Annotated in this window: 19 protein-coding genes and 3 pseudogenes; 8 read left to right on the forward strand and 14 right to left on the reverse strand. The window is 70.5% G+C overall.

The annotated features are described in order from the left end of the window. Nucleotides 1–32: 32 nt before the first annotated feature. The 3 genes from ACTWQE_RS19535 (at nucleotide 33) to ACTWQE_RS19545 (ending at nucleotide 3,595) form a co-directional block, all read left to right on the forward strand. Nucleotides 33–1,379, forward strand: a complete 1,347-nt coding sequence (locus tag ACTWQE_RS19535) for a copper amine oxidase (protein WP_443330266.1) — start codon at nucleotides 33–35, stop codon at nucleotides 1,377–1,379. Nucleotides 1,380–1,478: 99 nt separating this feature from the next. Beyond that, nucleotides 1,479–2,714, forward strand: a complete 1,236-nt coding sequence (locus ACTWQE_RS19540) for an SAV2148 family HEPN domain-containing protein (protein ID WP_443330267.1) — start codon at nucleotides 1,479–1,481, stop codon at nucleotides 2,712–2,714. Between the two features lie 92 nt (nucleotides 2,715–2,806). Continuing rightward, nucleotides 2,807–3,595: a 3'-5' exonuclease gene (locus tag ACTWQE_RS19545; protein ID WP_443330268.1), complete on the forward strand. Its 789-nt coding sequence runs from the start codon at nucleotides 2,807–2,809 to the stop codon at nucleotides 3,593–3,595. A gap of 105 nt (nucleotides 3,596–3,700) precedes the next feature. On the opposite strand, the gene ACTWQE_RS19550 is transcribed toward ACTWQE_RS19545, so the two are convergent. Next, nucleotides 3,701–4,591, reverse strand: coding sequence for a phosphotransferase enzyme family protein (locus ACTWQE_RS19550; RefSeq protein ID WP_443330269.1), 891 nt, complete (start codon nucleotides 4,589–4,591; stop codon nucleotides 3,701–3,703). Nucleotides 4,592–4,952: 361 nt separating this feature from the next. Between ACTWQE_RS19550 and ACTWQE_RS19555 the strand changes: the two genes are divergently transcribed. The 4 genes and pseudogenes from ACTWQE_RS19555 to ACTWQE_RS19570 all read left to right on the forward strand — a co-directional run bounded on the left by ACTWQE_RS19555 (nucleotide 4,953) and on the right by ACTWQE_RS19570 (nucleotide 9,411). After that, nucleotides 4,953–5,888, forward strand: coding sequence for a CDP-alcohol phosphatidyltransferase family protein (locus ACTWQE_RS19555; RefSeq protein ID WP_443330270.1), 936 nt, complete (start codon nucleotides 4,953–4,955; stop codon nucleotides 5,886–5,888). Nucleotides 5,889–6,211: 323 nt separating this feature from the next. Then, the gene (locus ACTWQE_RS19560) at nucleotides 6,212–7,435 is read left to right on the forward strand and encodes a S8 family peptidase (RefSeq protein WP_443330271.1); all 1,224 of its coding nucleotides are present in this window, start codon (nucleotides 6,212–6,214) and stop codon (nucleotides 7,433–7,435) included. A gap of 324 nt (nucleotides 7,436–7,759) precedes the next feature. Further along, a pseudogene (locus ACTWQE_RS19565) lies at nucleotides 7,760–8,548 on the forward strand (glycosyltransferase family 2 protein); the annotation flags it as partial. A 326-nt stretch (nucleotides 8,549–8,874) separates the two neighbouring features. Beyond that, on the forward strand, nucleotides 8,875–9,411 hold the full coding sequence (locus tag ACTWQE_RS19570; protein WP_443330272.1) for a DUF1697 domain-containing protein: 537 nt from the start codon (nucleotides 8,875–8,877) through the stop codon (nucleotides 9,409–9,411). 122 nt (nucleotides 9,412–9,533) lie between these two features. Here the strand turns inward: ACTWQE_RS19570 and ACTWQE_RS19575 are convergent, their stop codons facing one another. The 13 genes and pseudogenes from ACTWQE_RS19575 to ACTWQE_RS19635 all read right to left on the reverse strand — a co-directional run bounded on the left by ACTWQE_RS19575 (nucleotide 9,534) and on the right by ACTWQE_RS19635 (nucleotide 20,539). Further along, nucleotides 9,534–10,292, reverse strand: coding sequence for a sirohydrochlorin chelatase (locus ACTWQE_RS19575; protein ID WP_443330273.1), 759 nt, complete (start codon nucleotides 10,290–10,292; stop codon nucleotides 9,534–9,536). A 2-nt stretch (nucleotides 10,293–10,294) separates the two neighbouring features. Continuing rightward, nucleotides 10,295–11,191 carry an ABC transporter permease gene (locus ACTWQE_RS19580; RefSeq protein ID WP_443330274.1) on the reverse strand — a complete coding sequence of 299 codons (897 nt, stop codon included), beginning with the start codon at nucleotides 11,189–11,191 and terminating at the stop codon, nucleotides 10,295–10,297. After that, complete coding sequence (locus ACTWQE_RS19585; protein ID WP_443330275.1) at nucleotides 11,178–11,972, reverse strand: ABC transporter ATP-binding protein; 795 nt, start codon at nucleotides 11,970–11,972, stop codon at nucleotides 11,178–11,180. Before ACTWQE_RS19585 ends, ACTWQE_RS19580 begins: the two co-directional genes overlap by 14 nt. Nucleotides 11,973–12,007: 35 nt before the next feature. Then, on the reverse strand, nucleotides 12,008–13,159 hold the full coding sequence (locus ACTWQE_RS19590) for an aliphatic sulfonate ABC transporter substrate-binding protein (protein WP_443330276.1): 1,152 nt from the start codon (nucleotides 13,157–13,159) through the stop codon (nucleotides 12,008–12,010). 213 nt (nucleotides 13,160–13,372) lie between these two features. Then, on the reverse strand, nucleotides 13,373–14,713 hold the full coding sequence (locus tag ACTWQE_RS19595; protein ID WP_443330277.1) for a sulfate adenylyltransferase subunit 1: 1,341 nt from the start codon (nucleotides 14,711–14,713) through the stop codon (nucleotides 13,373–13,375). 2 nt (nucleotides 14,714–14,715) lie between these two features. Beyond that, entirely contained in the window at nucleotides 14,716–15,651 is a 936-nt protein-coding gene (cysD, locus tag ACTWQE_RS19600) for a sulfate adenylyltransferase subunit CysD (protein ID WP_443330278.1), read from the reverse strand. Beyond that, complete coding sequence (gene cysC, locus ACTWQE_RS19605) at nucleotides 15,648–16,214, reverse strand: adenylyl-sulfate kinase (protein ID WP_443330279.1); 567 nt, start codon at nucleotides 16,212–16,214, stop codon at nucleotides 15,648–15,650. The genes cysD and cysC overlap by 4 nt, the downstream gene beginning before the upstream one ends. A 34-nt stretch (nucleotides 16,215–16,248) precedes the next feature. Further along, the gene (locus tag ACTWQE_RS19610) at nucleotides 16,249–16,956 is read right to left on the reverse strand and encodes a phosphoadenylyl-sulfate reductase (protein ID WP_443330280.1); all 708 of its coding nucleotides are present in this window, start codon (nucleotides 16,954–16,956) and stop codon (nucleotides 16,249–16,251) included. After that, nucleotides 16,953–17,135 carry a hypothetical protein gene (locus ACTWQE_RS19615; RefSeq protein WP_443330281.1) on the reverse strand — a complete coding sequence of 61 codons (183 nt, stop codon included), beginning with the start codon at nucleotides 17,133–17,135 and terminating at the stop codon, nucleotides 16,953–16,955. The genes ACTWQE_RS19610 and ACTWQE_RS19615 overlap by 4 nt, the downstream gene beginning before the upstream one ends. A gap of 28 nt (nucleotides 17,136–17,163) precedes the next feature. Beyond that, a complete protein-coding gene (locus ACTWQE_RS19620) occupies nucleotides 17,164–18,861 on the reverse strand; it encodes a nitrite/sulfite reductase (protein ID WP_443330282.1) in 1,698 nt (565 codons plus the stop codon). 176 nt (nucleotides 18,862–19,037) lie between these two features. Continuing rightward, on the reverse strand, nucleotides 19,038–19,121 hold the full coding sequence (locus ACTWQE_RS19625; protein ID WP_323137367.1) for a putative leader peptide: 84 nt from the start codon (nucleotides 19,119–19,121) through the stop codon (nucleotides 19,038–19,040). Nucleotides 19,122–19,263: 142 nt separating this feature from the next. Next, a pseudogene (locus tag ACTWQE_RS19630) lies at nucleotides 19,264–19,827 on the reverse strand (GNAT family N-acetyltransferase); the annotation flags it as partial. Between the two features lie 34 nt (nucleotides 19,828–19,861). After that, a complete protein-coding gene (locus ACTWQE_RS19635) occupies nucleotides 19,862–20,539 on the reverse strand; it encodes a class F sortase (protein ID WP_443330283.1) in 678 nt (225 codons plus the stop codon). A gap of 264 nt (nucleotides 20,540–20,803) precedes the next feature. Here ACTWQE_RS19635 and ACTWQE_RS19640 point away from each other — a divergent pair. Further along, a pseudogene (locus ACTWQE_RS19640) lies at nucleotides 20,804–21,116 on the forward strand (hypothetical protein); the annotation flags it as partial.

The raw sequence follows: 21,116 nt of genomic DNA on the forward strand, positions 1-21,116 counted from the left end.
ACGTCTGAGCGAGAAAAACGGAGTCACCATTCATGCGTGAAGGAAGAGAGACCAGGGGTCGGCGCCGCGGGCCGAGCCGTGCCCCCGGACGGAGCCGCGGCCGTATACGGGCGACGGCCGCCGTCGGACTGACGGTGCTGCTCGGCGGCGCGGTCGCCGCGGCGGGCCCGGCGGGCGCCGCCCAGGCAGCGCCCAAGGCCCCGGCCGCGCCCAAGGCCCCGGCAGCCCCCGCGGACTGCGGCGCCGCCTCAAGGATCGAGCAGAAGCTCTCCGGCGGCACCACCTGGCGGATGTGCTGGCACTACGAGTCCAAGGCCGGTCTGGTGCTGGACAAGGTCAGCTACCAGCCGAAGGGCGAGGCCCGCCCCATACCGGTCCTCACCACCGCCAAACTCGGCCAGGTCCATGTGCCGTACGACGACGGCAAGAACGAGTTCGACGACCTCACCAGCTACGGCTTCGGCGAGGGTGTACAGAACCTCTCGCCCCAGGAGTGCCCCGGCGGCACCCTCAAGAAGGTCGAGCTCCCGCACGCGGACGCGGTCAACGGTCTGTGCACCACCACCCGCGCCCGCGGCCACGCCTACCGCGCCGCCGCGGACGAGGGCGGCACCGTCTGGTCCGCCCAGGGCAAGGACCTGCTCGTCTACAGCGTCAACAAGGTCGGCTGGTACGAGTACATCACCGAGTGGCGGTTCTCCGACGACGGCACCATCTCCACCCAGGTCGGCGCCACCGGCAATCTGTCCCCGTTCGACTACGACGCGGGCGACGGGCGGGGCTGGCCCGTCGGCAAGGGCGCCAAGGCCTACGCCACCAGCCACAGCCACAACGTCTTCTGGCGGCTGAACTTCGGTCTCGACGGCGCGCCCGGCAAGGTACAGCAGTTCGACGCGAAGACCACCGACCGCCCCGGCCGGACACCGACGACCAGCACCAAGCGCACCGAGGTCACCAAGGAGCTGGCCGGCAACACCGGAGCACAGCGCTGGTGGCGCGTGGTGAGCACTCGGGGCAAGAACAAGGACAACCACCCGCGGTCGTACGAGATCGTCCTCGGCCACAGCAACAAGTACCCCGGGCGCCCGTACACCAAGAACGATGTCTTCTTCACCCAGTGGGACTCCTGCCAGCAGTTCGCCAGTCACAACCGCAACTGCTCCGGCACCAGTGTGGACACGTGGGTCAACGGCCAGACGCTCAAGCACCCCATCGTCTGGGTGAACGTCGGTTTCCACCATGTGGCGCGTGACGAGGACCAGACCCCGATGCCCGTCCACTGGCAGGGTTTCCAGCTCGCACCGCGCGATGTGACCGCCATGAACCCGCTCACCCCGGCAGGCCTCGCCAACCAGAACGGCCAACCGACGCAGCCGTAAAGCGAGTTGGTAGACCAGTGAACGGATGAGGGTGCACCGCCCTCCGCCCACGCAGTACCCTTCCTTGATCGTGGAACGGGGGCGGAAGGCGGTGCACAGGTGAGCTCGGGCGGGCTTGAGCTGCCCCCTGGTGACGGAAGTCAGCAGGGAGGCGCCGCTGACGTCCCACCGGGCGCGGTGTCCCTTGCGCGGCCGATGGAGATCGGAGCGGAACTGGACTGGGGCGCCGACGCCTGGACCGAAGTGCGTACGCGTGCCCGGCGGGCAGGGCGGGCCTATATCTGGCTGAACCTGGTCGAGCAGCGGCTGCGGGCGGTCGTCGCCGCGGTGCTGCGCCCCATCTACGAACCCGTGCACGGCGACGAGTGGGTGGTCGCCGCCGCCGGGCCGGCCGGTCACGAGTGGGTCCAGCGCGCCGTCGCCGTACGAGAGGTCAGCAGGCGCAAGGGCTATCTGCTCGACCCCGCGGACGACAACGTCGTCAGCTTTCTGACCCTGCCGCAGCTCCGCGAGCTGATGGTCCAGCACTGGCCCTGCTTCGAGCCCTATCTCGACGACCGCCGCGATCTGGAACTCGCGCTGGACGAGCTCGAGGTGGCGCGCAACGTCGTCTCCCGCAACCGTGCGCTCTCCGCGACGGTCCTGGCGCAGGCCGAACGGGCCTCGGCCCGGCTGCTGGAGATCCTCGGCAGCGGCACGGGCACACCCTCGGCCGACCGGCTCCCCGTCGACGCCGTGGAGGACCTGGTCGGCGACCGGTACGCCGATGTCGTCGGGGTGCACTCCGACCGCGTACGGCTGCAACGGCAGCTGCCGGCCGAGGACCTCTTCGGCGGCGCCCGCCGGCTCGACGCCATCGGCATAGGCCTGAATCTCCTGGTGCAGAACTACTCGGGCCGGCGCATGGTCCGGCTCGCCGAGTCCGGCTGCCGTACCCGGTTGCTGTTCCTCAACCCCGCCAGCAGCGCGGTGCGCCGCAGGGAGCGTGAACTCGGTCTGAAGAAGGGGGAGCTGAGCCGCACGGTGGAGACCAACATCATGCATATGCGGCGGGTGCGGGCCCGGCTGAGGGACACCGGCGGCTTCGAGATCCGTGTCTTCGACGAGACGCCCCGTTTCACCGCTTACCTGGTCAATGGGGACGGAGCCGACGGTCTGGCGGTCGTCCAGTCCTATCTGCGCAAAGCGCGGGGGATGGAGGTCCCGGTGCTCGTCCTGCGCGGCGGCGGACGCGACCTGGTGCAGGAGCGTGGCGCGGACGCCGACCACGGGCTCTTCCAGACCTACCGCGAGGAGTTCGAGAGCGTGTGGACGGACTCCCGGCCCGTGTCCTGAGCGGCCACTCGCTCCCGGGCCGGCTGTCAGTGGGGCATGGGAGGGTGGAAGCCATCAGGGGGAACGCACCACAGAAGAGGGGGGCCGCAGGTATGGGCTGGCACCATGAGCCGCTGACGGGCTTCGACTTGGAGACCACGGGCACCGACATCGAGCGCGACCGCATTGTGACCGCGGCGCTCGTCCGGCTCGAGCCGGACGGCAGCGCGGCCCCCGGGCGGACCTGGCTGCTGGACCCCGGAGTGCCGATTCCCGACGGGGCCACGGCGATCCACGGCATCTCCACCGAGCAGGCCCGGGAGCGGGGCAGGGCGGCGGCGGAGGGGGTCGGCGAGATCGTGGAAGCCGTCGCCGACGTCCTGCGCGCCGGGCGTCCGCTGGCCGTCATGAACGCCCGGTACGACCTGTCGTTGCTCGACCGGGAGTGCCTGCGGCACGGCGTCGCGCCGCTGTCCGCCCGGCTCGGCCGGGCCCCCGGGCCGGTCATCGACCCTCTGGTGCTGGACAAGCACGCCGACCGCTACCGCAAGGGCAAACGCACCCTGGAGGCGCTGTGCGCCCATTACGGTGTGCGGCTGACCGGTGCTCATGAGGCGGGCGCCGATGCCATGGCCGCGGCCGAAGTGGCCCTGCGGATCGGGGAGAAGCACACGGACCTCGGAGTGCTCGACCTCCGGGCGCTGCACGACCTCCAGATACGGGCCGCCGCGGAGCAGGCGGAGTCGTTTCAGCGGTTTCTGCGCCGGACATCGGACCCGCGGGCGTATGTGGAGCCGGCCTGGCCGCTGATTCCGGCTCAGCGCGCGGCGGCCGCCCCGGTGCCGTCCGTGCCGTCGGTGTCGCCGGAGCCGTCGGTCCCGCCGGACCCCTCGCAGCCGTAGGGATCGTCGGGGGCGGGGAGCCAGTGGAGCCGGGGAGTCGGGGAGCTGGGCAGCCGGGCAGCTTGGCAAGGGGCGTCGGGGCGGTCGGAGGGCGCACCGGCGGACTCAGAAGGCGTACCAGCGGACCCGGGTGTCCTCCGTGCGCAGTGAGGTGATCCTTCTGCGGAACTCGCCGAGGGCGGCCGGGTTTCCGGGGGCGTGCTGGGCCACCCATGCGCAGGCGGCCGTCTCCCGGGCCCCGCGCAGCACCTCACTGCCGTCCCAGTCCCGTACGTCCCAGCCGTAGGTGGTCGTGAACCGGGCGTGCTCCTCCGGAGGAAGGCCGTAGCGGTCCAGGGCCAGTGCCATCACCACGAGATCGTGCTCGCGCAGATCGTCGGCGAAGGTCTCGAGGTCGACGAGGACCGGGCCCTCGGGGCCGATGTGCACATTGCGGGGCAGCGCGTCGCCATGGATCGGGCCGGGAGGCAGCTGCGGTACGAGGTTTGCGGCGGCTGTCGCGAACCGGTCCCGCCGCCGGCGCAGAAACGCCGCGTCGGCGGGGTCGATCGCGTCACCGGCGAGCCGCAGCCAGCGCTCCACGCCGCCCAGCAGGTCGCGCCGGGGCAGCGGGAAGGGCGGGGAGGGCAGGTGGTGCACCAGCCGGAGCAGCTCGGCCAGATCGGCGGCGTCCGCCGGGCGCACGGCGTCCGGCAGCCGCTGCCACACCGTCACCGGGTGCCCGTCCACCAACCGGGCAGCGGTCCCGGGACCGGCCGGCCGGACGGCCGGGACGCCCTGCTCGGCGAGCCAGGCCGCGGTCAGCAGCTCACGCCCCATACGCTCCAGCAGCTCGGCGCTGCGGCCCACGCGGACGACCGGCCCGTCGGTGCCGATTCCGAAGACGGCGTTCTCCCCCAGCGCGAGCAACCGCGCGTCCCCGGCCGGATGTCCGGCCTTCTGGAGCACATACCGCGCCCGCTCCTCGGTGAAGGGCACCACTCGCCCCCGCGCCATGCCGTACCTCCGCCGTCCGCCGTACCGTACGGGACAGTCTCGCAGTCGCGGTGGTGAGACGGTGGTGCGGTGGTGGGTGGTGTGGGTTCCCGCCGGTGGCCGTCAGTGGCCCGGGCCGGCCGAGAGGGGCACGAGGCCGCCTCCAGCGCACGGAGGGCCACCGGGGACGGCGCCCGGGAACGCACCCGGGCGTATCGCGCCGGCCTCGCCGGGGCACGGCCGGAAGCCTGGGAAGGCCACCGACCTCAGCAGTAGGGGAGACGGATACCCATGGGTAAAGGTTGTGCGGGGCGAATCTTGTCTCTTGGGTGACGGCATTCCTAACGTCGGGTGAACTCACTCCGCAGGCAGGAAGTTGACCATGCCCCGAGACATACCGGCCCTCGCCGAGGTGCGTCGCACCACCGAGAAGAAGCGTGACGCATGGTGGACCGTGCTCCTGGTGGATCCGGTCGCCACACCACTCGTCCGCTGGACGGCGATGTGGACCCGGGCCACGCCGAACCAGATCACCTGGCTCGCGCTCCTCCTCGGCCTCGGCGCCGCGGCATGCTTCGCCGCCGGCAGCTGGGGGTGGCTGCTGGCCGGCGCCGCCCTCTATCACGTGAGCTTCATCCTCGACTGCATGGACGGCAAGCTGGCGCGGCTGACCGGAACCGATTCGGTCTTCGGCGCCTGGCTCGACTATGTCTTCGACCGAGTACGGGTGTTGGCCTGTGCCATCGCCCTGATGGGCGGCCAGTACGTCCGTACCGGCGAGGTGCTGCATCTCTGGCTGGCGCTCGCCGTCGTCTTCCTCGACATGCTGCGCTATGTCGACTCCCTGCAGATCTTCAAGATCCGTCATGGGATGCGCAAGCAGATCAAGGCGCGGGTGCGCGCGGCGCGCCGTGCCGAGAACGAGCGGGAACTTGCCTTCATGGAGGACCTGCTGCGGGACAACCCCGAGGCCGACGCCGACCAGGACCGTACGCCGGCGGAGGCCCGACCCGGGGCCCTGGACGAGCAGCGGCGCCCGGAGATCGTGGATCTGCACCAGGAGTTCCGGCACCGCTTCCCCTGGTACATCCGCTTCCGCTCGTTCCTGATGCGTCATCGCATCCGTACCCACCTGGTCAGCGGGATCGAGTTCCAGATGGCCGTCTTCATCGTCGCCCCCGCGGTGGATGCCGTCGCACCGGTGACCATCGGCGCGGCCGCCCTGCTGCTCGTCTTCGAGCTGGCCATCATCTACAAACTGCTGCTGTCCACCCGGGACTTCACCCGCACCATCAAGTCGTTCGAGACGACGGCCTGAGCCGGGGGCAGGCGTACGGGGGCCGGGGCGCGGTCCCCGTACACGTGCTGATGAGGTGGCGCCGCACCACGAGTGGGCCCCTGATCCCGGTCAAATAAAGGGAGTTGAGGCAACCTGCCTCAACTGGATCCCTTTTGCGGTCGTTTGGAGTTCTGTACGTTTGTTGTGTGCGTCACACCTGTGAGTTGTCACACCGTTGTCATTGAATTGCTCGCGTCGATCGGTCAGGGTTTCGAACCACCCGGGCGTAGATCTTCCTGTGCGCCGGGGCGATTGCAACAACGCTTCAACCCCCCACACAGCAATCGAGGAGAACCCTCTTCATGGCTTCACACAAGCGTTACGGCAAGCGTCGGCTCACCGTGGCGATATCCGCCGCTGCCGCCGTCGTCGCCGGAGGCACCCTGCTGTCCCTCCCCGCGGGCGCGAGCCCCGCGCCCGCCACGGGCAAGATCTACGGCGCCGACGCCATGGGCGCCGTCAGCGGCAGCTACATCGTGCTCCTGGACAACAAGGCCGCAACGGCGGCGTCGAAGGGCGACAAGGCCGACCTCGCCAAGGAGTACGGCGGCAAGCTGAAGCGCACCTACTCCTCCGCGATCAACGGCTTCTCCGCCGGCGGTCTCACCGAGACCGAGGCGAAGCGGCTCGCCGCGGACCCGGCTGTCGGCAAGGTCGTACAGAACAAGAAGTTCAGCATCAACGCCACCCAGGAGAACCCGCCGTCCTGGGGCCTGGACCGCATCGACCAGGACGACACCGCGGGCGACAAGAAGTACACCTACCCGGACGGCGCGGGCGAGGGTGCCACGGCGTACGTCATCGACACCGGTGTGCGCACCACGCACAAGGACTTCGAGGGACGGGCGAGTTCGGGCTTCGACGCCGTCGACGGTGACGACTCGGCGGACGACGGCAACGGCCACGGCACCCACGTCGCCGGCACCATCGCCGGTGCGGAGCACGGGGTCGCCAAGAAGGCCAAGATCGTGGCGGTCCGGGTCCTGGACGACCAGGGCTCCGGCACCACCGAGCAGGTCGTCGCGGGCATCGACTGGGTCACCAAGAACCACCAGGGCCCCTCGGTCGCCAACATGAGCCTCGGCGGCGGGGCCGACGAGGCGCTGGACGCGGCCGTGAAGAAGGCCATCGCCTCCGGTGTCACCTTCGCCGTCGCGGCCGGCAACGAGTCCTCCGACGCCGGCCAGGGCTCCCCGTCGCGGGTGAAGGAGGCGATCACCGTCGCCTCCAGCACCGAGGGCGACGAGCAGTCCGACTTCTCCAACTTCGGCAGCGTCGTCGACCTCTACGCTCCGGGCTCGGAGATCACCTCCGACTGGAACGACAGCGACGACGGCACGAAGACGATCTCCGGTACCTCGATGGCCACCCCGCACGTGGTGGGCGCCGCCGCCGTCTACCTCGGCAAGCACCAGGCCGCCACCCCGGAGCAGGTCGCCGGGGCGCTGACCGACGGCGCCACGGCTGGCAAGATCAGCAACCCGAGCGAGGGCACCCCGAACAAGCTGCTGAAGGTCGTGGAGTAACCCTTCGCAGGCTCCAGCGGCAGCCGGCCGCCGCGCCCTCCCCCACGGGGCGCGGCGGCCGGTTCGTTGTGGCTCCGGGAAGTTGTGTCTTCTGAGAGGGGGCCGCGGGAGTTATCCACAGGCCGTGACGGATCCCGGCAGGAATCAGCGCAACTGACTACTGTCGGTCACGGAAAGACGCCAACACGCGGCACAGAAGGAGGACGAGATGCACGGGGGCCTGCCGTTCATCGGTCTGGGCACCATCGTCTACGGCGTCGTCGGACTGATCGCCGTCATGGGCCATGCGGCCATGGCACTCGGGGGAATTCGGGGGAAGAAGACATGCGCGGTCTCACCGTCATCGTCCCGGCGCACAACGAAGAGGAAGGACTGCCGGCGACCCTGGAGTCCGTCTTCCGGCAGACGGTCCCGGCCGACGAGGTCCTGGTGATCGACGACGGCTCGACGGACCGCACGGGGGAGGTGGCGAAGGCATACGGGGCGAGGGTTCTGACACCGCCGCACAACCTCGGCAGCAAGGCGAAGGCACAGAACTACGCGCTGCCGCACTGCTCCACCGAACTGGTGCTCGCGGTCGACGCCGACACCGTCCTGGCACCGGACTACATCGAGAGAATCACACCGGCCTTCGACGACCCCGAGGTGGTGGTGGCCGCCGGCACTGTGCAGACCCGGCACACGCGCACGGTGTGGGAGCGGGGCCGGGCCGTCGAGTACCTCTTCGGATTCCACTGGCACCGGCCCATCCAGAACAGCGCCAACAGCCCCGTGGTCTGCTCGGGTTGCTGCTCGGCCTTCCGGCGTGACGCCCTGGTGGCCTTCGGCGGTTTTCCCGAGCGGACCATCGTGGAGGACATGGACTTCACCTGGTCCCAGCAGATCGCGGGCCGGAGAGCCGTCTATGTCAGCGAGGCCGAGGCATGGGCCGCCGACCCCGAGACCCTGACCTACCTGCGCAAGCAGGTGTGGCGCTGGATGGCCGGGTTCTGTCAGAACGTCCGCCTGCACATGGGCGGTCTGATCCTCAGGAAGCCCCTGCTCGCCGTCTGGATCGTTCTCGCGCTGCTGGAGATCGTCACGGCACCGCTGTGGTGGGCCTCGCCTCTGTTCCTCGCCGCCACGACAGAACAGTCCCTGCCATCGGCCCTGGCCTGGTGGGCCGGTGCCGACATACTCCTCACCGTGCCTCCCCTGCTCTATGCGGCCCGGAGGCGGAAGCTGCCGGTTCTGAGAGTGCTGGCGAACATTCCCTGCGTGTACCCGGCGAAGGTGGTGAACCTCTACTACGCGTGGAAGGCGCTCGTCGTCGAACTGCTCCTGGTCCCGCTCCGTCTCTCCCGGGGCCTGACCGTCTACGAGAAAGGCAGACCCCCGACGGCCTGTGGGGCGCGGTGACGCCCCGCGCGGGCCCACGGCGTATCCCGTAGGGTGCCGCCGTGACGACCTATGTGGCGCTGCTGCGCGGTATCAATGTGGGCGGGCAGAAGAAGGTGCCGATGGCGGCGCTGCGCGAGCTGCTGACCGGTCTGGGCCACGGCGCCGTCCGTACGCATCTGCAGAGCGGGAACGCCGTGTTCACCAGCCCGGAGAAGGACCCCCGGCTGCTGGCGCGCGACCTGGAGCAGGCGCTCGCCGGGCGCTTCGGCTTCGAGGTGTCCTGCATCGTCCTCAGTGCGGCGGAGCTACGGGCCGCGGCCGGACGCAACCCTTTCCCGCCCTCGTCGTTCGAGCCGTCGAAGCTGGTCGTGACCTTCCTGTCGGCGCCTCCCGACGCCGGCCGGCTGAGCACCATCGACGCCTCGGCCTACCTTCCGGACGAGTTCCGGATCGGTGAGCGCGAGATCTTTGTGCACTGCCCCCAGGGTCTGGGCACCAGCAAGCTGATGCCGGTGCTTGCGAAGGCCACTGCCGATGTCGTCGCCACCGCCCGCAACTGGAACACGGTGCTCAAGCTCATGGCGATGACGGAGTAGTGAGTGGTACGGCCCAGCGGTCGGGCCGTGTGATCCGGCTGCGGCTGAGGCAGCGCCGGCACTCGGCTGCCCCGACGGCCCGTGGACACCCGAGCGGCCGGGTGGCTGTGGCGGGGCTGGGTTCAGGCGGTGAGGGCCGTCAGGCGTGATACGCGCGACGCGTCGTAGCGCTGCAGCAGCAGACGGGCCAATTCGGGGGCATCGCCGAGCACGGAGGCCAGGACATCCGCCCCGGCCTCCCGGGCGCCGGTCGCGATCCGGTCGGGCAGGAACCCGGGGGCGATGACATACGGGGCGACGGCCACCCGCTCCACCCCCTCGGCGCGCAGTGCCCTTACTGCGTCCGCGGTGCGGGGGAGCGATGCGGAGGCGAACGCAGGCCGCACGGCGCACCAACCGGTGTGCCGCCACTCCCGCGCGATGTCAGCGATCACTGCGATCGCCTCCGGGTCGGAGGAGCCTGCCGAGGCCAGGACGACCCCGGTCGAGCGACGGTCGCCGGGGCGTACCCCGGCTTCGTACAGCCGCCGTTCGAGGGTGGCCGTGAGGAGTGGCGACGGGCCGAGCACATCGGCCTGCCGGAGGGAGAGCTGCGGCAGCCGGGCCGACGCCTCGTGGAGGACCGCCGGGATATCGGCCTTCGCGTGGAAGGCGCGGGTGAGCAGCAGGGGGAGCGCGACCACGTCCTGTACGCCCTCGGCCGTGAGCCGCTTCAGGACCTGGTGCACGCTCGGCGCGCAGAAGTCCAGATAGCCGGTCTCGACGCGCAGCCCGGGCCGCAGCGACCGCACACGCTCGGTGAGCGCGGTGACGGTCGCCGCGTGCCGCGGGTCGCGGCTGCCGTGGGCGACGATCAGCAGGACGGGAGGGGCATGAAGCATGGTCAGCTCTTGGTGAGAAGGCCGCGGCTGCGCAGGACGCGCCGCTCGATCGGGGCGAAGACCAGCAGTTCGATACCGATGCCGACGATGAGGATGAGGAGGATCGCCGAGAGGACCCAGGACATGTCCTGGAGTTCCCGGCCCTGCTCGAGCAGCTGGCCCAGCCCCACGCCCAGGTCGGCGGCGTTCACGATCAGTTCGGCGGCCATCAGGGAGCGCCATGAGAAGGCCCAGCCCTGTTTGAGACCGGCGATGTACCCGGGCAGGGCGGCCGGGAGCAGGACGTGTCGTACGGCGCGCAGCCCGGTCGCCCCGATGACGCGCCCGGCGCGCAGATACAGCGGCGGTATCTGGTCGACGCCCGCCACCAGGCCGTTGGCGATCGACGGTACGGCGCCGAGGAGCACCACGGCGTAGATCGTGGCGTCGGTGAGCCCGAACCAGATGATCGCGGCGGGCACCCAGGCGACGGACGGCAGTGACTGGAGCCCGGAGAGGATCGGGCCGATCGCGGCCCGTACCGGCTTGACCCGGGCGACGATCAGTCCCAGCGGGGTGCCGATCGCGACGGAGACCAGGAAGCCGAGCGCGCCCCGCGAGACGCTGGTCCACACATAGCCCAGGAGCGTGCCGTCCAGCCACTTGTCCTGGAGACTGCGGCCCACCTCCAGCGGGCTGGGGAGCAGATAGTGCTCCTTGACCTCGAAGTGGTAGGCGAGTTGCCACAGCGCCAGCACGATCGCGATGGCCACGATCGGCGGCACGACCTTGGAGAGCAGGGTCCGGCCGATCGGCGCACGCTGCGCGGCCCGGGTCTCCAGCGCGTCGAGGCCCGCCTCCAGCCCGGCGAGCTGGTCGGGTGCGGCGTCGGCGGACTGCTTGGTATCAGTGCTGGCCATGTCGACGGATCTCTCCCCGCAGCTGTTCGGTGATCTCTACGGACAGGTCGGCGACCCCGGCATCCTCGATCCGGCGCGGCTGGGGGATGTCGACCTGCCACTCCCGGGCGATACGGCCCGGGCGGGACGACAGCAGGACGACCCGCTCGGCGAGCCGTACGGCCTCGCGGACGTTGTGGGTGACGAAGAGGACGGAGAGGTTGGTCTCCCGCCAGATGCGGGTCAGCTCGTCGTGCAGGACGTCACGGGTGATGGCGTCCAGGGCGGCGAAGGGCTCGTCCATCAGCAGCAGCTGGCTGTCCTGGGCGAGTGCCCGGGCGAGGGCGACCCGCTGCCGCATACCGCCGGACAGCTCGTGCACCCGCTTGCCGTACGCGCCCTTCAGCCGTACGAGTTCCAGCAGGCGCTCGGCCTCCGGGCGCCGTTCGGGCTTGGGCAGGCCCCGCATCCGCAGGGCGAGTTCGATGTTCCTGCCCGCGGTGAGCCACGGGAAGAGAGCGTGCTCCTGGAACATCAGCGCCGGCCGTCCGCCGGGCACCTCGATGGCCCCGGCGGAGGGCCTGTCCAGCCCCGCGACCAGGTTGAGCAGCGTGGACTTACCGCAGCCGGAGGCCCCCAGAAGGGTGACGAACTCGCCGGGTGCGACGTCGAGGGTGATGTCATCCAGTACGAGCTGCTGAGCACCGGGCCGGCCGAAAGACTTCGAGACGTGGTCGATACGGGCGGCGTAGGACACTGCCGTGTCGTCCGCGGCCGCCTTGGTGAGCGTGGTGGTGGCCATGAGTGTCACCTCCTGGGGAGCGATCCGGTTGCTGGTTACTTGGAGCCGAGACCGGCGTCGTCGACCTCGGGCCTGCCTTCGGCCTTCAGCACCTTGTTGAGCAGGGTGAGGTCGTAGATGCCCTTGAGGTCGGGCTTCTGGAGCAGCCCAGCCTTGACCGCGTGGTCGGCCTCGCGGTTCAGCGTGGACGCCAGCGGATCATCGGTGATCTCGACGTTCTTGAAGGCGGGGTCGAGCACCTCGGCCGGCAGCGGCTTGCCGGTGTCCTTCTCCAGGGCGGCGTTGATGGCCTTCTTCGCGTCCTCGGGGTGGTCCTTGATCCACGCGTTGGTCCTCACCGAGCCGCGCAGCACCGCCTCGACGACATCCGGGTGCTGCTTGAGGAACTTCTGGGAGACGATCAGGTTCGTGATGACGAACTTGCCGTCCTTCCAGAGCTTCTTCTCGTCGAGGAGGACCTTCCCACCCTCCGCGACCAGCTTGGACGCCGTGGGCTCGGGGACCCATGCGCCGTCGATATCGCCGCTCTTGAAGGCGACCGGAGTCACCTTGTTGTCCGTACGGGCAATGGAGACATCGCCCTTGCCGGTGGTCGCGTCGACCTTGTAGCCCTTCTCGGCCAGGTAGTTGAGGAGCGCCACGTCCTGGGTGTTGCCCAGCTGCGGGGTGGCGATCGTCTTGCCCTTGAGGTCGTCCAGGCTCTTGATCTTCTTCGGGTCGACCACGAGCGAGACACCACCGGAGGCGGAGCCGGAGATGATCTTCAGGCTCTTGCCGTGGGACTTGGTCCAGCCGTTGATCGAGGGGGAGGGGCCGATCCAGCCCATGTCGATGGCACCGGAGTTGAGGGCCTCGATCTCGGCCGGGCCCGCGTTGAAGACCCGGGGCGTGACCTGGGTGCCGCCCAGTTCCTTCTGGATCAGGCCCTTGCCGCCGAGGCCGACCAGTGCCGTGGAGTGGGTCGTGTTCGAGAAGTAGCCGATCTTCACCTGGTCAAGGCCGTCGACCTTCTTGCCCTTGGCCACCGGAGCCTTGGCCTCCTGCTTGGCCTCGGAGCCGTAGCCGCAGGCGCCCAGGGCGCCGGCCAGCAGGGGGAGGGAGATGACGGCCGCGAACAGACGGCGGCGGGGGCCCCCGTGCCGCAGGCCGGTGGATGGTCGGACGAGGGGGGAGCGATCGGCAGACACGGGAGGGAGTCCTCTCGTCAGGCCGGGCGACCGTGGTGTCAGGTCACGCCCGGCAGTTCAGTGGATCTTCGGAAGTGGTGCGGATACATGGCGGCGCGGTGCTGCCCAGGGGTCAGCACACACATCGCCCGACTCCGCCCTGGCCGCTTCCGCGAACGCCGCTGCCGATGCGGCCGCCCTCTTTCGCGAAGGTCGAGAAGACGTCGATGGTCATCAGAAGTCCCACCCCTCGTCGTCCTGGGCGGCGCCGACCTCGGCCTCCGAGGCCGCGAAGGCGGCGCCCGCCATGCCTGCCGTCAGGGTCGTTCCGTCCGCCGGGTCGATCAGCAGGAAGGACCCGGTGCGCCGGGAGTCGGCGTAGGCGTCGAGCGCCAGCGGCTCCGCGGTGCGGATGACCACCCGGCCGATGTCGTTGGCCGCCAGCTCGCCCGGTGCCGGGTGCTGCGAGAGGTCGTCGAGAGTCAGCCGCGAGGGGATGTCCTTGACGATCGCCTTGACGGTGCGGGTGGTGTGCTTGAGCAGCACCCGCTCACCGACCTTCAGCGGCCGGTCGTGCAGATGGCAGACCGTCGCCTCGATGTCCTGGGTGGGGGTGGGCGCCGAGGCGGCCGGGACGATGATGTCGCCGCGGGAGATGTCGAGGTCGTCGGTGAGCCGTACGGTCACGGACTGCGGCGCCCAGGCCACATCGACCGGCACGCCGAGCGCGTCGATGGCCTCGATGGTGCTGGTCCGGCCGGAGGGCAGGACGGTGACGCTGTCGCCGGTGCGCAGCACACCGGAGGCGATCTGGCCGGCGTAGCCGCGGTAGTCGGGGTGCTCGGCTGTCTGCGGCCGGATCACGTACTGGACCGGGAAACGGGCCGGGTCGGCGGACGGGTCGGTGCTCACCGACACGGTCTCCAGGTGCTCCAGTACGGTCGGTCCGCCGTACCAGTCCATGTTCGCCGAAGCGGTCACGACGTTGTCCCCGGCCAGTGCGGAGATCGGGATCGTGGTGATCTCCGGAACGCCGAGCGAGGCGGCGTAGGCGGTGAACTCCTCGGCGATGGCGGCGAACACCGGCTCGGCGTAGTCGACCAGGTCCATCTTGTTGACCGCGAGGACGACATGCGGCACGCGGAGCAGCGCGGCGACGGCCGCATGGCGGCGGGTCTGCTCCACGACGCCGTTGCGCGCGTCCACCAGGACGACCGCCAGCTCGGCGGTCGAGGCACCGGTGACCATGTTCCGGGTGTACTGCACATGGCCGGGGGTGTCGGCGAGGATGAACCGGCGGCGCGGTGTGGCGAAGTAGCGGTAGGCGACATCGATGGTGATGCCCTGCTCGCGCTCCGCCCGCAGTCCGTCGGTGAGCAGAGCGAGGTCCGGGGCCTCCTGGCCCCGGCTGCGCGAGGCGTGCTCCACGGCCTCCAGCTGGTCGGCCAGCACGGACTTGGAGTCGTGCAGCAGCCGCCCGACGAGGGTGGACTTGCCGTCGTCGACGGATCCGGCCGTGGCGAAGCGCAGCAGGGACGTGGCCGAGGTCTGCTCGGCTATGGACGTGGTGCTCATGGTTAGAAGTACCCCTCCCGCTTGCGGTCCTCCATGGCGGCCTCGGACAGCTTGTCGTCGGCCCGGGTCGCGCCGCGTTCGGTGAGCCGGGAGGCGGCGATCTCGGCGATGACCTGCTCGATGGTGACGGCGTCGGAGTCGACCGCGCCGGTGCAGGACATGTCGCCGACCGTGCGGTAACGCACCAGGCGGTTCTCGAGGGGCTCGCCGTCCTTGGGGCCGCCCCACTCGCCCGGCGCCAGCCACATGTTGTTACGGGCGAAGACCTTGCGCTCGTGCGCGTAGTAGATCTCCGGCAGCTCGATGCCCTCGCGGGCGATGTACTGCCACACGTCCAGCTCGGTCCAGTTCGACAGCGGGAAGACCCGGACGTGCTCGCCGGGGGAGTGACGGCCGTTGTAGAGCTGCCACAGCTCCGGGCGCTGCCGGCGCGGGTCCCAGCCGCCGAACTCGTCCCGCAGGGAGAACACCCGCTCCTTGGCGCGGGCCTTCTCCTCGTCCCGCCGCCCGCCGCCGAAGACCGCGTCGAACCGGCCCTTCTCGATGGCGTCCAGCAGCGGAACGGTCTGCAGCGGGTTACGGGTGCCGTCCGGGCGCTCGCGCAGCTTCCCGGCGTCGATGAACTCCTGCACGGAGGCCACATGGAGCCGCAGCGAGTGCCGGGCCACGGTGCGGTCGCGGTAGTCGATGACCTCGGGGAAGTTGTGCCCCGTGTCCACATGCAGCAGGGAGAACGGGATCGCCGCGGGCGCGAACGCCTTCAGCGCCAGATGCAGCATGACGATGGAGTCCTTGCCGCCGGAGAAGAGGATCACCGGCCGCTCGAACTCGCCCGCCACCTCGCGGAAGATGTGCACCGCCTCGGACTCCAGGGCGTCCAGGTGCGACAGGGCGTACGGGTTGTCGGTGGTCTCGCCGGTCTGAGCAACCGTCGTCATGCCAGTCCCCTCTCGACCAGCAGCGCGCCGAGCGCAGCTGCGGACTCCTGCACGGTCTGGGTGTGCGACTCGATCCGCAGGTCGGGCGTCTCCGGCTCCTCGTAGGGGTCGTCGACCCCGGTCAGACCGGAGATCTCGCCGGCCGCCTGCTTGGCGTAGAGGCCCTTCACATCGCGTACGGAGCACACCTCCACCGGAGTCGCCACATGCACCTCCAGATAGGCGGTGCCCGCGGCCTGGTGGCGCTTGCGGACGGCCTCACGGCTGTCGGCGTACGGGGCGATCACCGGAACGAGAGCCTTCACGCCGTTCGACGCCAGGAGCTCGGCGACGAAGCCGATCCGCTGCACATTGGTGTGGCGGTCCTCGCGGGTGAAGCCGAGGCCGGCGGAGAGGAACTCACGGATCTCGTCCCCGTCCAGCACCTCCACCCGGTGCCCCTCGCCCCGCAGCTGCTCCGCCAGCGCGTGGGCGATCGTCGTCTTGCCCGCGCTCGGCAGACCGGTGAGCCAGATCGTGGCACCCACCTGAGGCGCATCCGCCCCGCGGTCCGTCAGGCTCATCTTCCGTCCTTCGTCTCGTCGTTCGGTCATCGGCTCAGCCGTGGAGCCCGCACTCGGTCTTGCTGCTGCCCGCCCAGCGGCCGGACCGGGCGTCCTCGCCCGCGAGTACGCGCCGGGTGCAGGGGGCGCAGCCGACCGACGCGTAGCCGTCCGTCAGCAGGGGGTTGGTGAGCACGCCGTGCTCGGCGACGTACGCGTCCACGTCCTCCTGCGTCCAGCGGGCGATCGGGGAGATCTTGACCTTCTGCCGCTTGGCGTCCCAGCCGACGACCGGGGTGTTCGCCCGGGTCGGGGACTCGTCGCGGCGCAGTCCGGTCGCCCAGGCGTCGTAGGCCCGCAGCCCGTCCTCGAGCGGCTTGACCTTGCGCAGCGCGCAGCACAGGTCCGGATCGCGGTCGTGCAGCTTCGGGCCGTACTCGGCGTCCTGCTCGGCGACAGTCTGCCGCGGTGTCAGCGTGATCACGTTGACGTCCATCACGGCGTCGACCGCGTCGCGGGTGCCGATGGTCTCCGGGAAGTGGTAGCCGGTGTCGAGGAACACCACGTCCACGCCCGGGGCGGCGCGTGAGGCGAGATGGGCCACGACGGCGTCCTCCATCGAGGAGGTGACGCAGAAGCGGCTGCCGAAGGTGTCGGTGGCCCAGCGCAGGATGTCCAGCGCGGACGCGTTCTCCAGGTCGCGGCCCGCCTGTTCGGCCAGCTCCTGGAGCTCGTCAGCGGTGCACTGCTGTGCGGTGGTCATGAGGTGGTGCCCCCTTCACTGCGGTCGCGCTGCAGACCCTTGGCCAGCAGCCCGAGGAACGAGAGGCGGAACGCCCGGTTGCAGGACCCGCATTCCCAGGCGCCGTGGCCCTCCTCGGAGGGCCGCAGGTCCTCGTCCCCGCAGTAGGGGCAGTAGAACGGCGCTGCTCGTTCGCTCATGCCGCGTCCTCCCTCTCGTCCGCTGCGCTCACGACAGCGCCTCCTCGTCCGCGCGGGCAGCCCACTGGGCGAACCGCTCGCCGTCCTGGCGCTCCGCCTGGAACCGCTTCACCACGCGCTCGACGTAGTCCGGCAGCTCGTCGGCGGTGACCTTCAGACCGCGCACCTTGCGGCCGAAGCCGGGCTCCAGGCCCAGTGCCCCGCCGAGATGGACCTGGTAGCCCTCGACCTGGTTGCCGTCGGAGTCCAGGACGAGCTGTCCCTTGAGGCCGATGTCGGCGACCTGGATACGGGCACAGGCGTTCGGGCAGCCGTTGAGGTTGATGGTGATCGGCTGGTCGAAGTCGGGGAGACGGCGCTCCAGTTCGTCGATGAGCGACGCACCGCGCGCCTTGGTCTCGACGATGGCGAGCTTGCAGAACTCGATGCCGGTGCAGGCCATGGTGCCGCGCCGGAACGGCGAGGGGCTGACCCGCAGGTCCAGCGCCTCCAGCCCGGCGACCAGCGACTCGACGTGGGCCTCTGCCACATCGAGCACGATCATCTTCTGCTCGACGGTGGTGCGCACCCGGCCCGAGCCATGGGCCTCGGCCAGTTCGGCGATCTTCGTCAGGACGGTGCCGTCGACGCGGCCGACGCGGGGGGCGAAGCCGACGTAGAACCGGCCGTCCTTCTGGCGGTGGACGCCGATGTGGTCGCGCCACTCCTGCGGGGGCTCCGCGGGTGCGGGGCCGTCGGTCAGCTTGCGCTCGAGGTACTCGTCCTCCAGCACCTGGCGGAACTTCTCGGCGCCCCAGTCGGCGACCAGGAACTTGAGCCGGGCGCGGGTGCGCAGCCGCCGGTAGCCGTAGTCGCGGAAGATACCGACGACGCCTGCCCAGACGTCCGGCACCTCGTCCAGCGGGACCCAGGCGCCCAGCCGCACACCGATCTTGGGGTTGGTCGACAGGCCGCCGCCCACCCACAGGTCGAACCCGGGGCCGTGCTCGGGATGGTGCACGCCGACGAACGCGATGTCGTTGATCTCGTGCGCCACGTCCAGCAGCGGGGAGCCGGAGACCGCCGTCTTGAACTTCCGCGGGAGGTTCGAGAACTCCTTGCTGCCGATGTAGCGGCTGTGAATCTGCTCGATCGCGGGTGTGCCGTCGACGATCTCGTCCTCGGCGATCCCGGCGACCGGCGAGCCGAGGATGACCCGCGGAGTGTCGCCGCAGGCCTCGGTCGTGGACAGGCCGACACCCTCGAGCCGCCGCCAGATCTCGGGCACGTCCTCGATGCGGATCCAGTGCAGCTGGATGTTCTGCCGGTCGGTGACGTCCGCGGTGCCGCGGGCGAACTCGTCGGAGATCTCGCCGATGACGCGCAGCTGTCCGGTGGTCAGCCGGCCGCCGTCGACGCGGACGCGGAGCATGAAGTACCTGTCATCCAGCTCCTCCGGCTCCAGGACGGCGGTCTTGCCGCCGTCGATCCCGGGCTTGCGCTGGGTGTAGAGGCCCCACCAACGCATCCGCCCGCGCAGGTCGTTCGGGTCGATCGAGTCGAATCCGGCCTTCGAGTAGATCGTCTCAATGCGTGTCCGGACGTTGAGACCGTCGTCGTCCTTCTTGAACTGCTCGTTGCCGTTGAGCGGAGTGAAGTGGCCCACGGCCCACTGGCCCTCGCCGCGGTGGCGGCCGGCCTTGCGGCGGGTCGTGGCAGCGGTTGCACGTTCTGGGGTGGCGGCCATGGGTGTCTGTCCTTCGGGGCGGCTCAATACGGCGGACGTGCTCGGGGCGTCCAGCTGACCTGCGGGTACGTAAGTGGGCTCAGCACGGTGGGCAGGCGCGTGCTGTGGTCCGGCTCAGGGGTGCTCACTCGTCCGCGGCGGTGGGGACGGTGCTGCGTGCGGCGGCGCTGTGACTGTCAGCCCGCCGGACACATGGCGCTGGACATGCGGCCGAGGTCGACGTGGCGTCGACTCACCAAGGCAATTCCAGCTCGAGACATGACGAAAGCGTGTCACGCGGGTCTCTGGAGCGTCCACTGATGTCCAGTATCCGGACGACATCGTCCCGGTTTATGAGACGGTGTGTCGTTGGTCACGCGCGTCGCTCGCGCGGTGGGTGCCGCGTGCCCCCGGGCGTCGGACGGCGCCCGGCCACGGACCGGGCGCGGGGACCTCGGGCTCCTCCTCGGTGGTCGTCGCGAAGACCCGGAAGCCGCGCCGCCGGTAGGTGTCGAGGGCGTACGGCCCGTCCTTGCTGCAGGTGTGCACCCACACCCGCTTGGTCGGGGCCAGATTCTCCCACCGCTCGGCGAGGTCCCAGGCGCGGGCCGTGCCCTCGCTCAGCAGCAGGCCTCCGATGCGCCGCCCCCGGAAGGCCGGCAGGAGCCCGAAGTAGCTGATCTCCACCACGCCCGCGTCCTGGGCGTCCAGCTCGATGTACCCGGCCGGTGTCCCGCGGTCGTAGGCCACCCACGTCTCCTTGCCGGGCCGCTCGAGGTCCTCCCGCCACCGCGCGTACGACCAGCCGAGCCGGTCGGTCCAGCGGATGTCTCCGCCGACGGCGGTGTAGAGGAAGCGGCTGAACTCCGGGGACGGGACCTGCGACCGGACGATCCGTATGCCGCCGCCGTCCGCCGACGGGGCGGCGGGGACCAGGTCGGCGGGCGAGGTCTGCTCCAGGGACCACGTGGTCACGGTGATGGTCATGCCGTCAGCCAACCACGCCGTGCCGGCCCCGGGCTCACCGGACCTGGATCAGCCTGCCGAACACGACCACGTTCCCGTTGTAGCCGGATCCCCTGGCGAAGCGGCCACCGCACGTTATGACGCGGATCTCCGGCCGGCCGGTGTCGGCGTACACCCGCTCGGCGGGGAAGTTCCGCTTCTCGAAGACCTCGATGCCGTAGATCTCGAACACGGCGGTGCGGCCGTCCTGTCGGACGGCCTCGACATGGTTGCCCTTCTTCAGGGCTCCGAGGTTGTAGAAGACGACCGGGCCCGCCGCGTTGTCCACATGCCCGACGACGACCGCGGTTCCTTGCTCCCCCGGGGTGACCGCGTCCTTGAACCAGCCCGCGAGGTTCTTGTCCGACGCCGGTGGCGACTGGATCCAGCCGTCGGGCTCCAGCCCGAGAGCCGTCAGCGGGGCATCGACCCTGATCGCGGGGATCTTCACCCGGGCCGGGGTGGACGCGGGGAGCGCGGGTGGTGCCGCCGAGGGGGAGGTCCCCGCCGCACCCGCGGTCCGTCCGGCCGTGGCGGCCTCGGCGGCCGGCTGCGGCGGGCCGGCGGCCTCCTCGGCCCCGTTCCGTATCAGGGCCACTCCGGCGAGGAGAGCGAGAGCTATGGCGCCCCAGGGCGAGTTCCTCCTGCGTACCGGCACATAGCGGCCACGGCTCCGCCCGTCCTTCGCACCCATCTCTCTCCCCTCGGGGAGCGCGGGGCGCTCGCGCTCCGCGCTGGTCGTATGACGGAACGTTACGGCGGGAGCGGTGGCACCGGCGACAGCAGAGAGGACGAACGGGTGGCGGCGGGGCCCGGACAACCGCCGCGGGGGCGGATGCGGCCCGTTCGGACCAACACCGGCATGCACACCCGGCCGGGCCGGGCGACTGTCGACATGGACGCGTCCCACCGCAACCCCGGGTGCTACCCCCGCAGCGCGTCCGCCAGGAGGAAGACCATGCCCCTGATCCGCGCCGCCGCGGCCACGGCCCTGGCCGCAGCCGTTCTCGCCGTACCCGCACGGCCCGCCGCCGCGGACCCGGCGGGCAGCGTGCGCCCGCACACGAGCAGTGCGGATCCGGGTACGGGTACCGCGGCCCCCGGCAGCGCCGATCCCGGCAGCGTCGATCCGGGTCGTGCGGGGCCGAGCCGTATCGTCGTCGTGCCCTCGGCGGCCGAGCAGGGCGCCATCCTGACGATCACCGTCGACGGCAGCGCCTGCCGCGGCATCGGCAGAAGCTACGACGCCATCGTGGAGTCCAACGCCTTCC

The sequence above is a fragment of the Streptomyces sp. 8N706 genome (assembly GCF_052245415.1).
GTDB lineage: Bacteria > Actinomycetota > Actinomycetes > Streptomycetales > Streptomycetaceae > Streptomyces.

Excerpts from the sequence above, each read along its gene's own strand:
- ACTWQE_RS19535 (WP_443330266.1), top strand. The coding sequence starts at position 33 with ATGCGTGAAGGAAGAGAGACCAGGGGTCGGCGCCGCGGGCCGAGCCGT.
- ACTWQE_RS19545 (WP_443330268.1), top strand. The coding sequence starts at position 2,807 with ATGGGCTGGCACCATGAGCCGCTGACGGGCTTCGACTTGGAGACCACG.
- ACTWQE_RS19550 (WP_443330269.1), bottom strand. The coding sequence starts at position 4,591 with ATGGCGCGGGGGCGAGTGGTGCCCTTCACCGAGGAGCGGGCGCGGTAT.
- ACTWQE_RS19555 (WP_443330270.1), top strand. The coding sequence starts at position 4,953 with ATGCCCCGAGACATACCGGCCCTCGCCGAGGTGCGTCGCACCACCGAG.
- ACTWQE_RS19560 (WP_443330271.1), top strand. The coding sequence starts at position 6,212 with ATGGCTTCACACAAGCGTTACGGCAAGCGTCGGCTCACCGTGGCGATA.
- ACTWQE_RS19575 (WP_443330273.1), bottom strand. The coding sequence starts at position 10,292 with ATGCTTCATGCCCCTCCCGTCCTGCTGATCGTCGCCCACGGCAGCCGC.
- ACTWQE_RS19580 (WP_443330274.1), bottom strand. The coding sequence starts at position 11,191 with ATGGCCAGCACTGATACCAAGCAGTCCGCCGACGCCGCACCCGACCAG.
- ACTWQE_RS19585 (WP_443330275.1), bottom strand. The coding sequence starts at position 11,972 with ATGGCCACCACCACGCTCACCAAGGCGGCCGCGGACGACACGGCAGTG.
- ACTWQE_RS19595 (WP_443330277.1), bottom strand. The coding sequence starts at position 14,713 with ATGAGCACCACGTCCATAGCCGAGCAGACCTCGGCCACGTCCCTGCTG.
- cysD (WP_443330278.1), bottom strand. The coding sequence starts at position 15,651 with ATGACGACGGTTGCTCAGACCGGCGAGACCACCGACAACCCGTACGCC.
- cysC (WP_443330279.1), bottom strand. The coding sequence starts at position 16,214 with ATGAGCCTGACGGACCGCGGGGCGGATGCGCCTCAGGTGGGTGCCACG.
- ACTWQE_RS19610 (WP_443330280.1), bottom strand. The coding sequence starts at position 16,956 with ATGACCACCGCACAGCAGTGCACCGCTGACGAGCTCCAGGAGCTGGCC.
- ACTWQE_RS19615 (WP_443330281.1), bottom strand. The coding sequence starts at position 17,135 with ATGAGCGAACGAGCAGCGCCGTTCTACTGCCCCTACTGCGGGGACGAG.
- ACTWQE_RS19620 (WP_443330282.1), bottom strand. The coding sequence starts at position 18,861 with ATGGCCGCCACCCCAGAACGTGCAACCGCTGCCACGACCCGCCGCAAG.
- ACTWQE_RS19625 (WP_323137367.1), bottom strand. The coding sequence starts at position 19,121 with ATGTCTCGAGCTGGAATTGCCTTGGTGAGTCGACGCCACGTCGACCTC.
- ACTWQE_RS19635 (WP_443330283.1), bottom strand. The coding sequence starts at position 20,539 with ATGGGTGCGAAGGACGGGCGGAGCCGTGGCCGCTATGTGCCGGTACGC.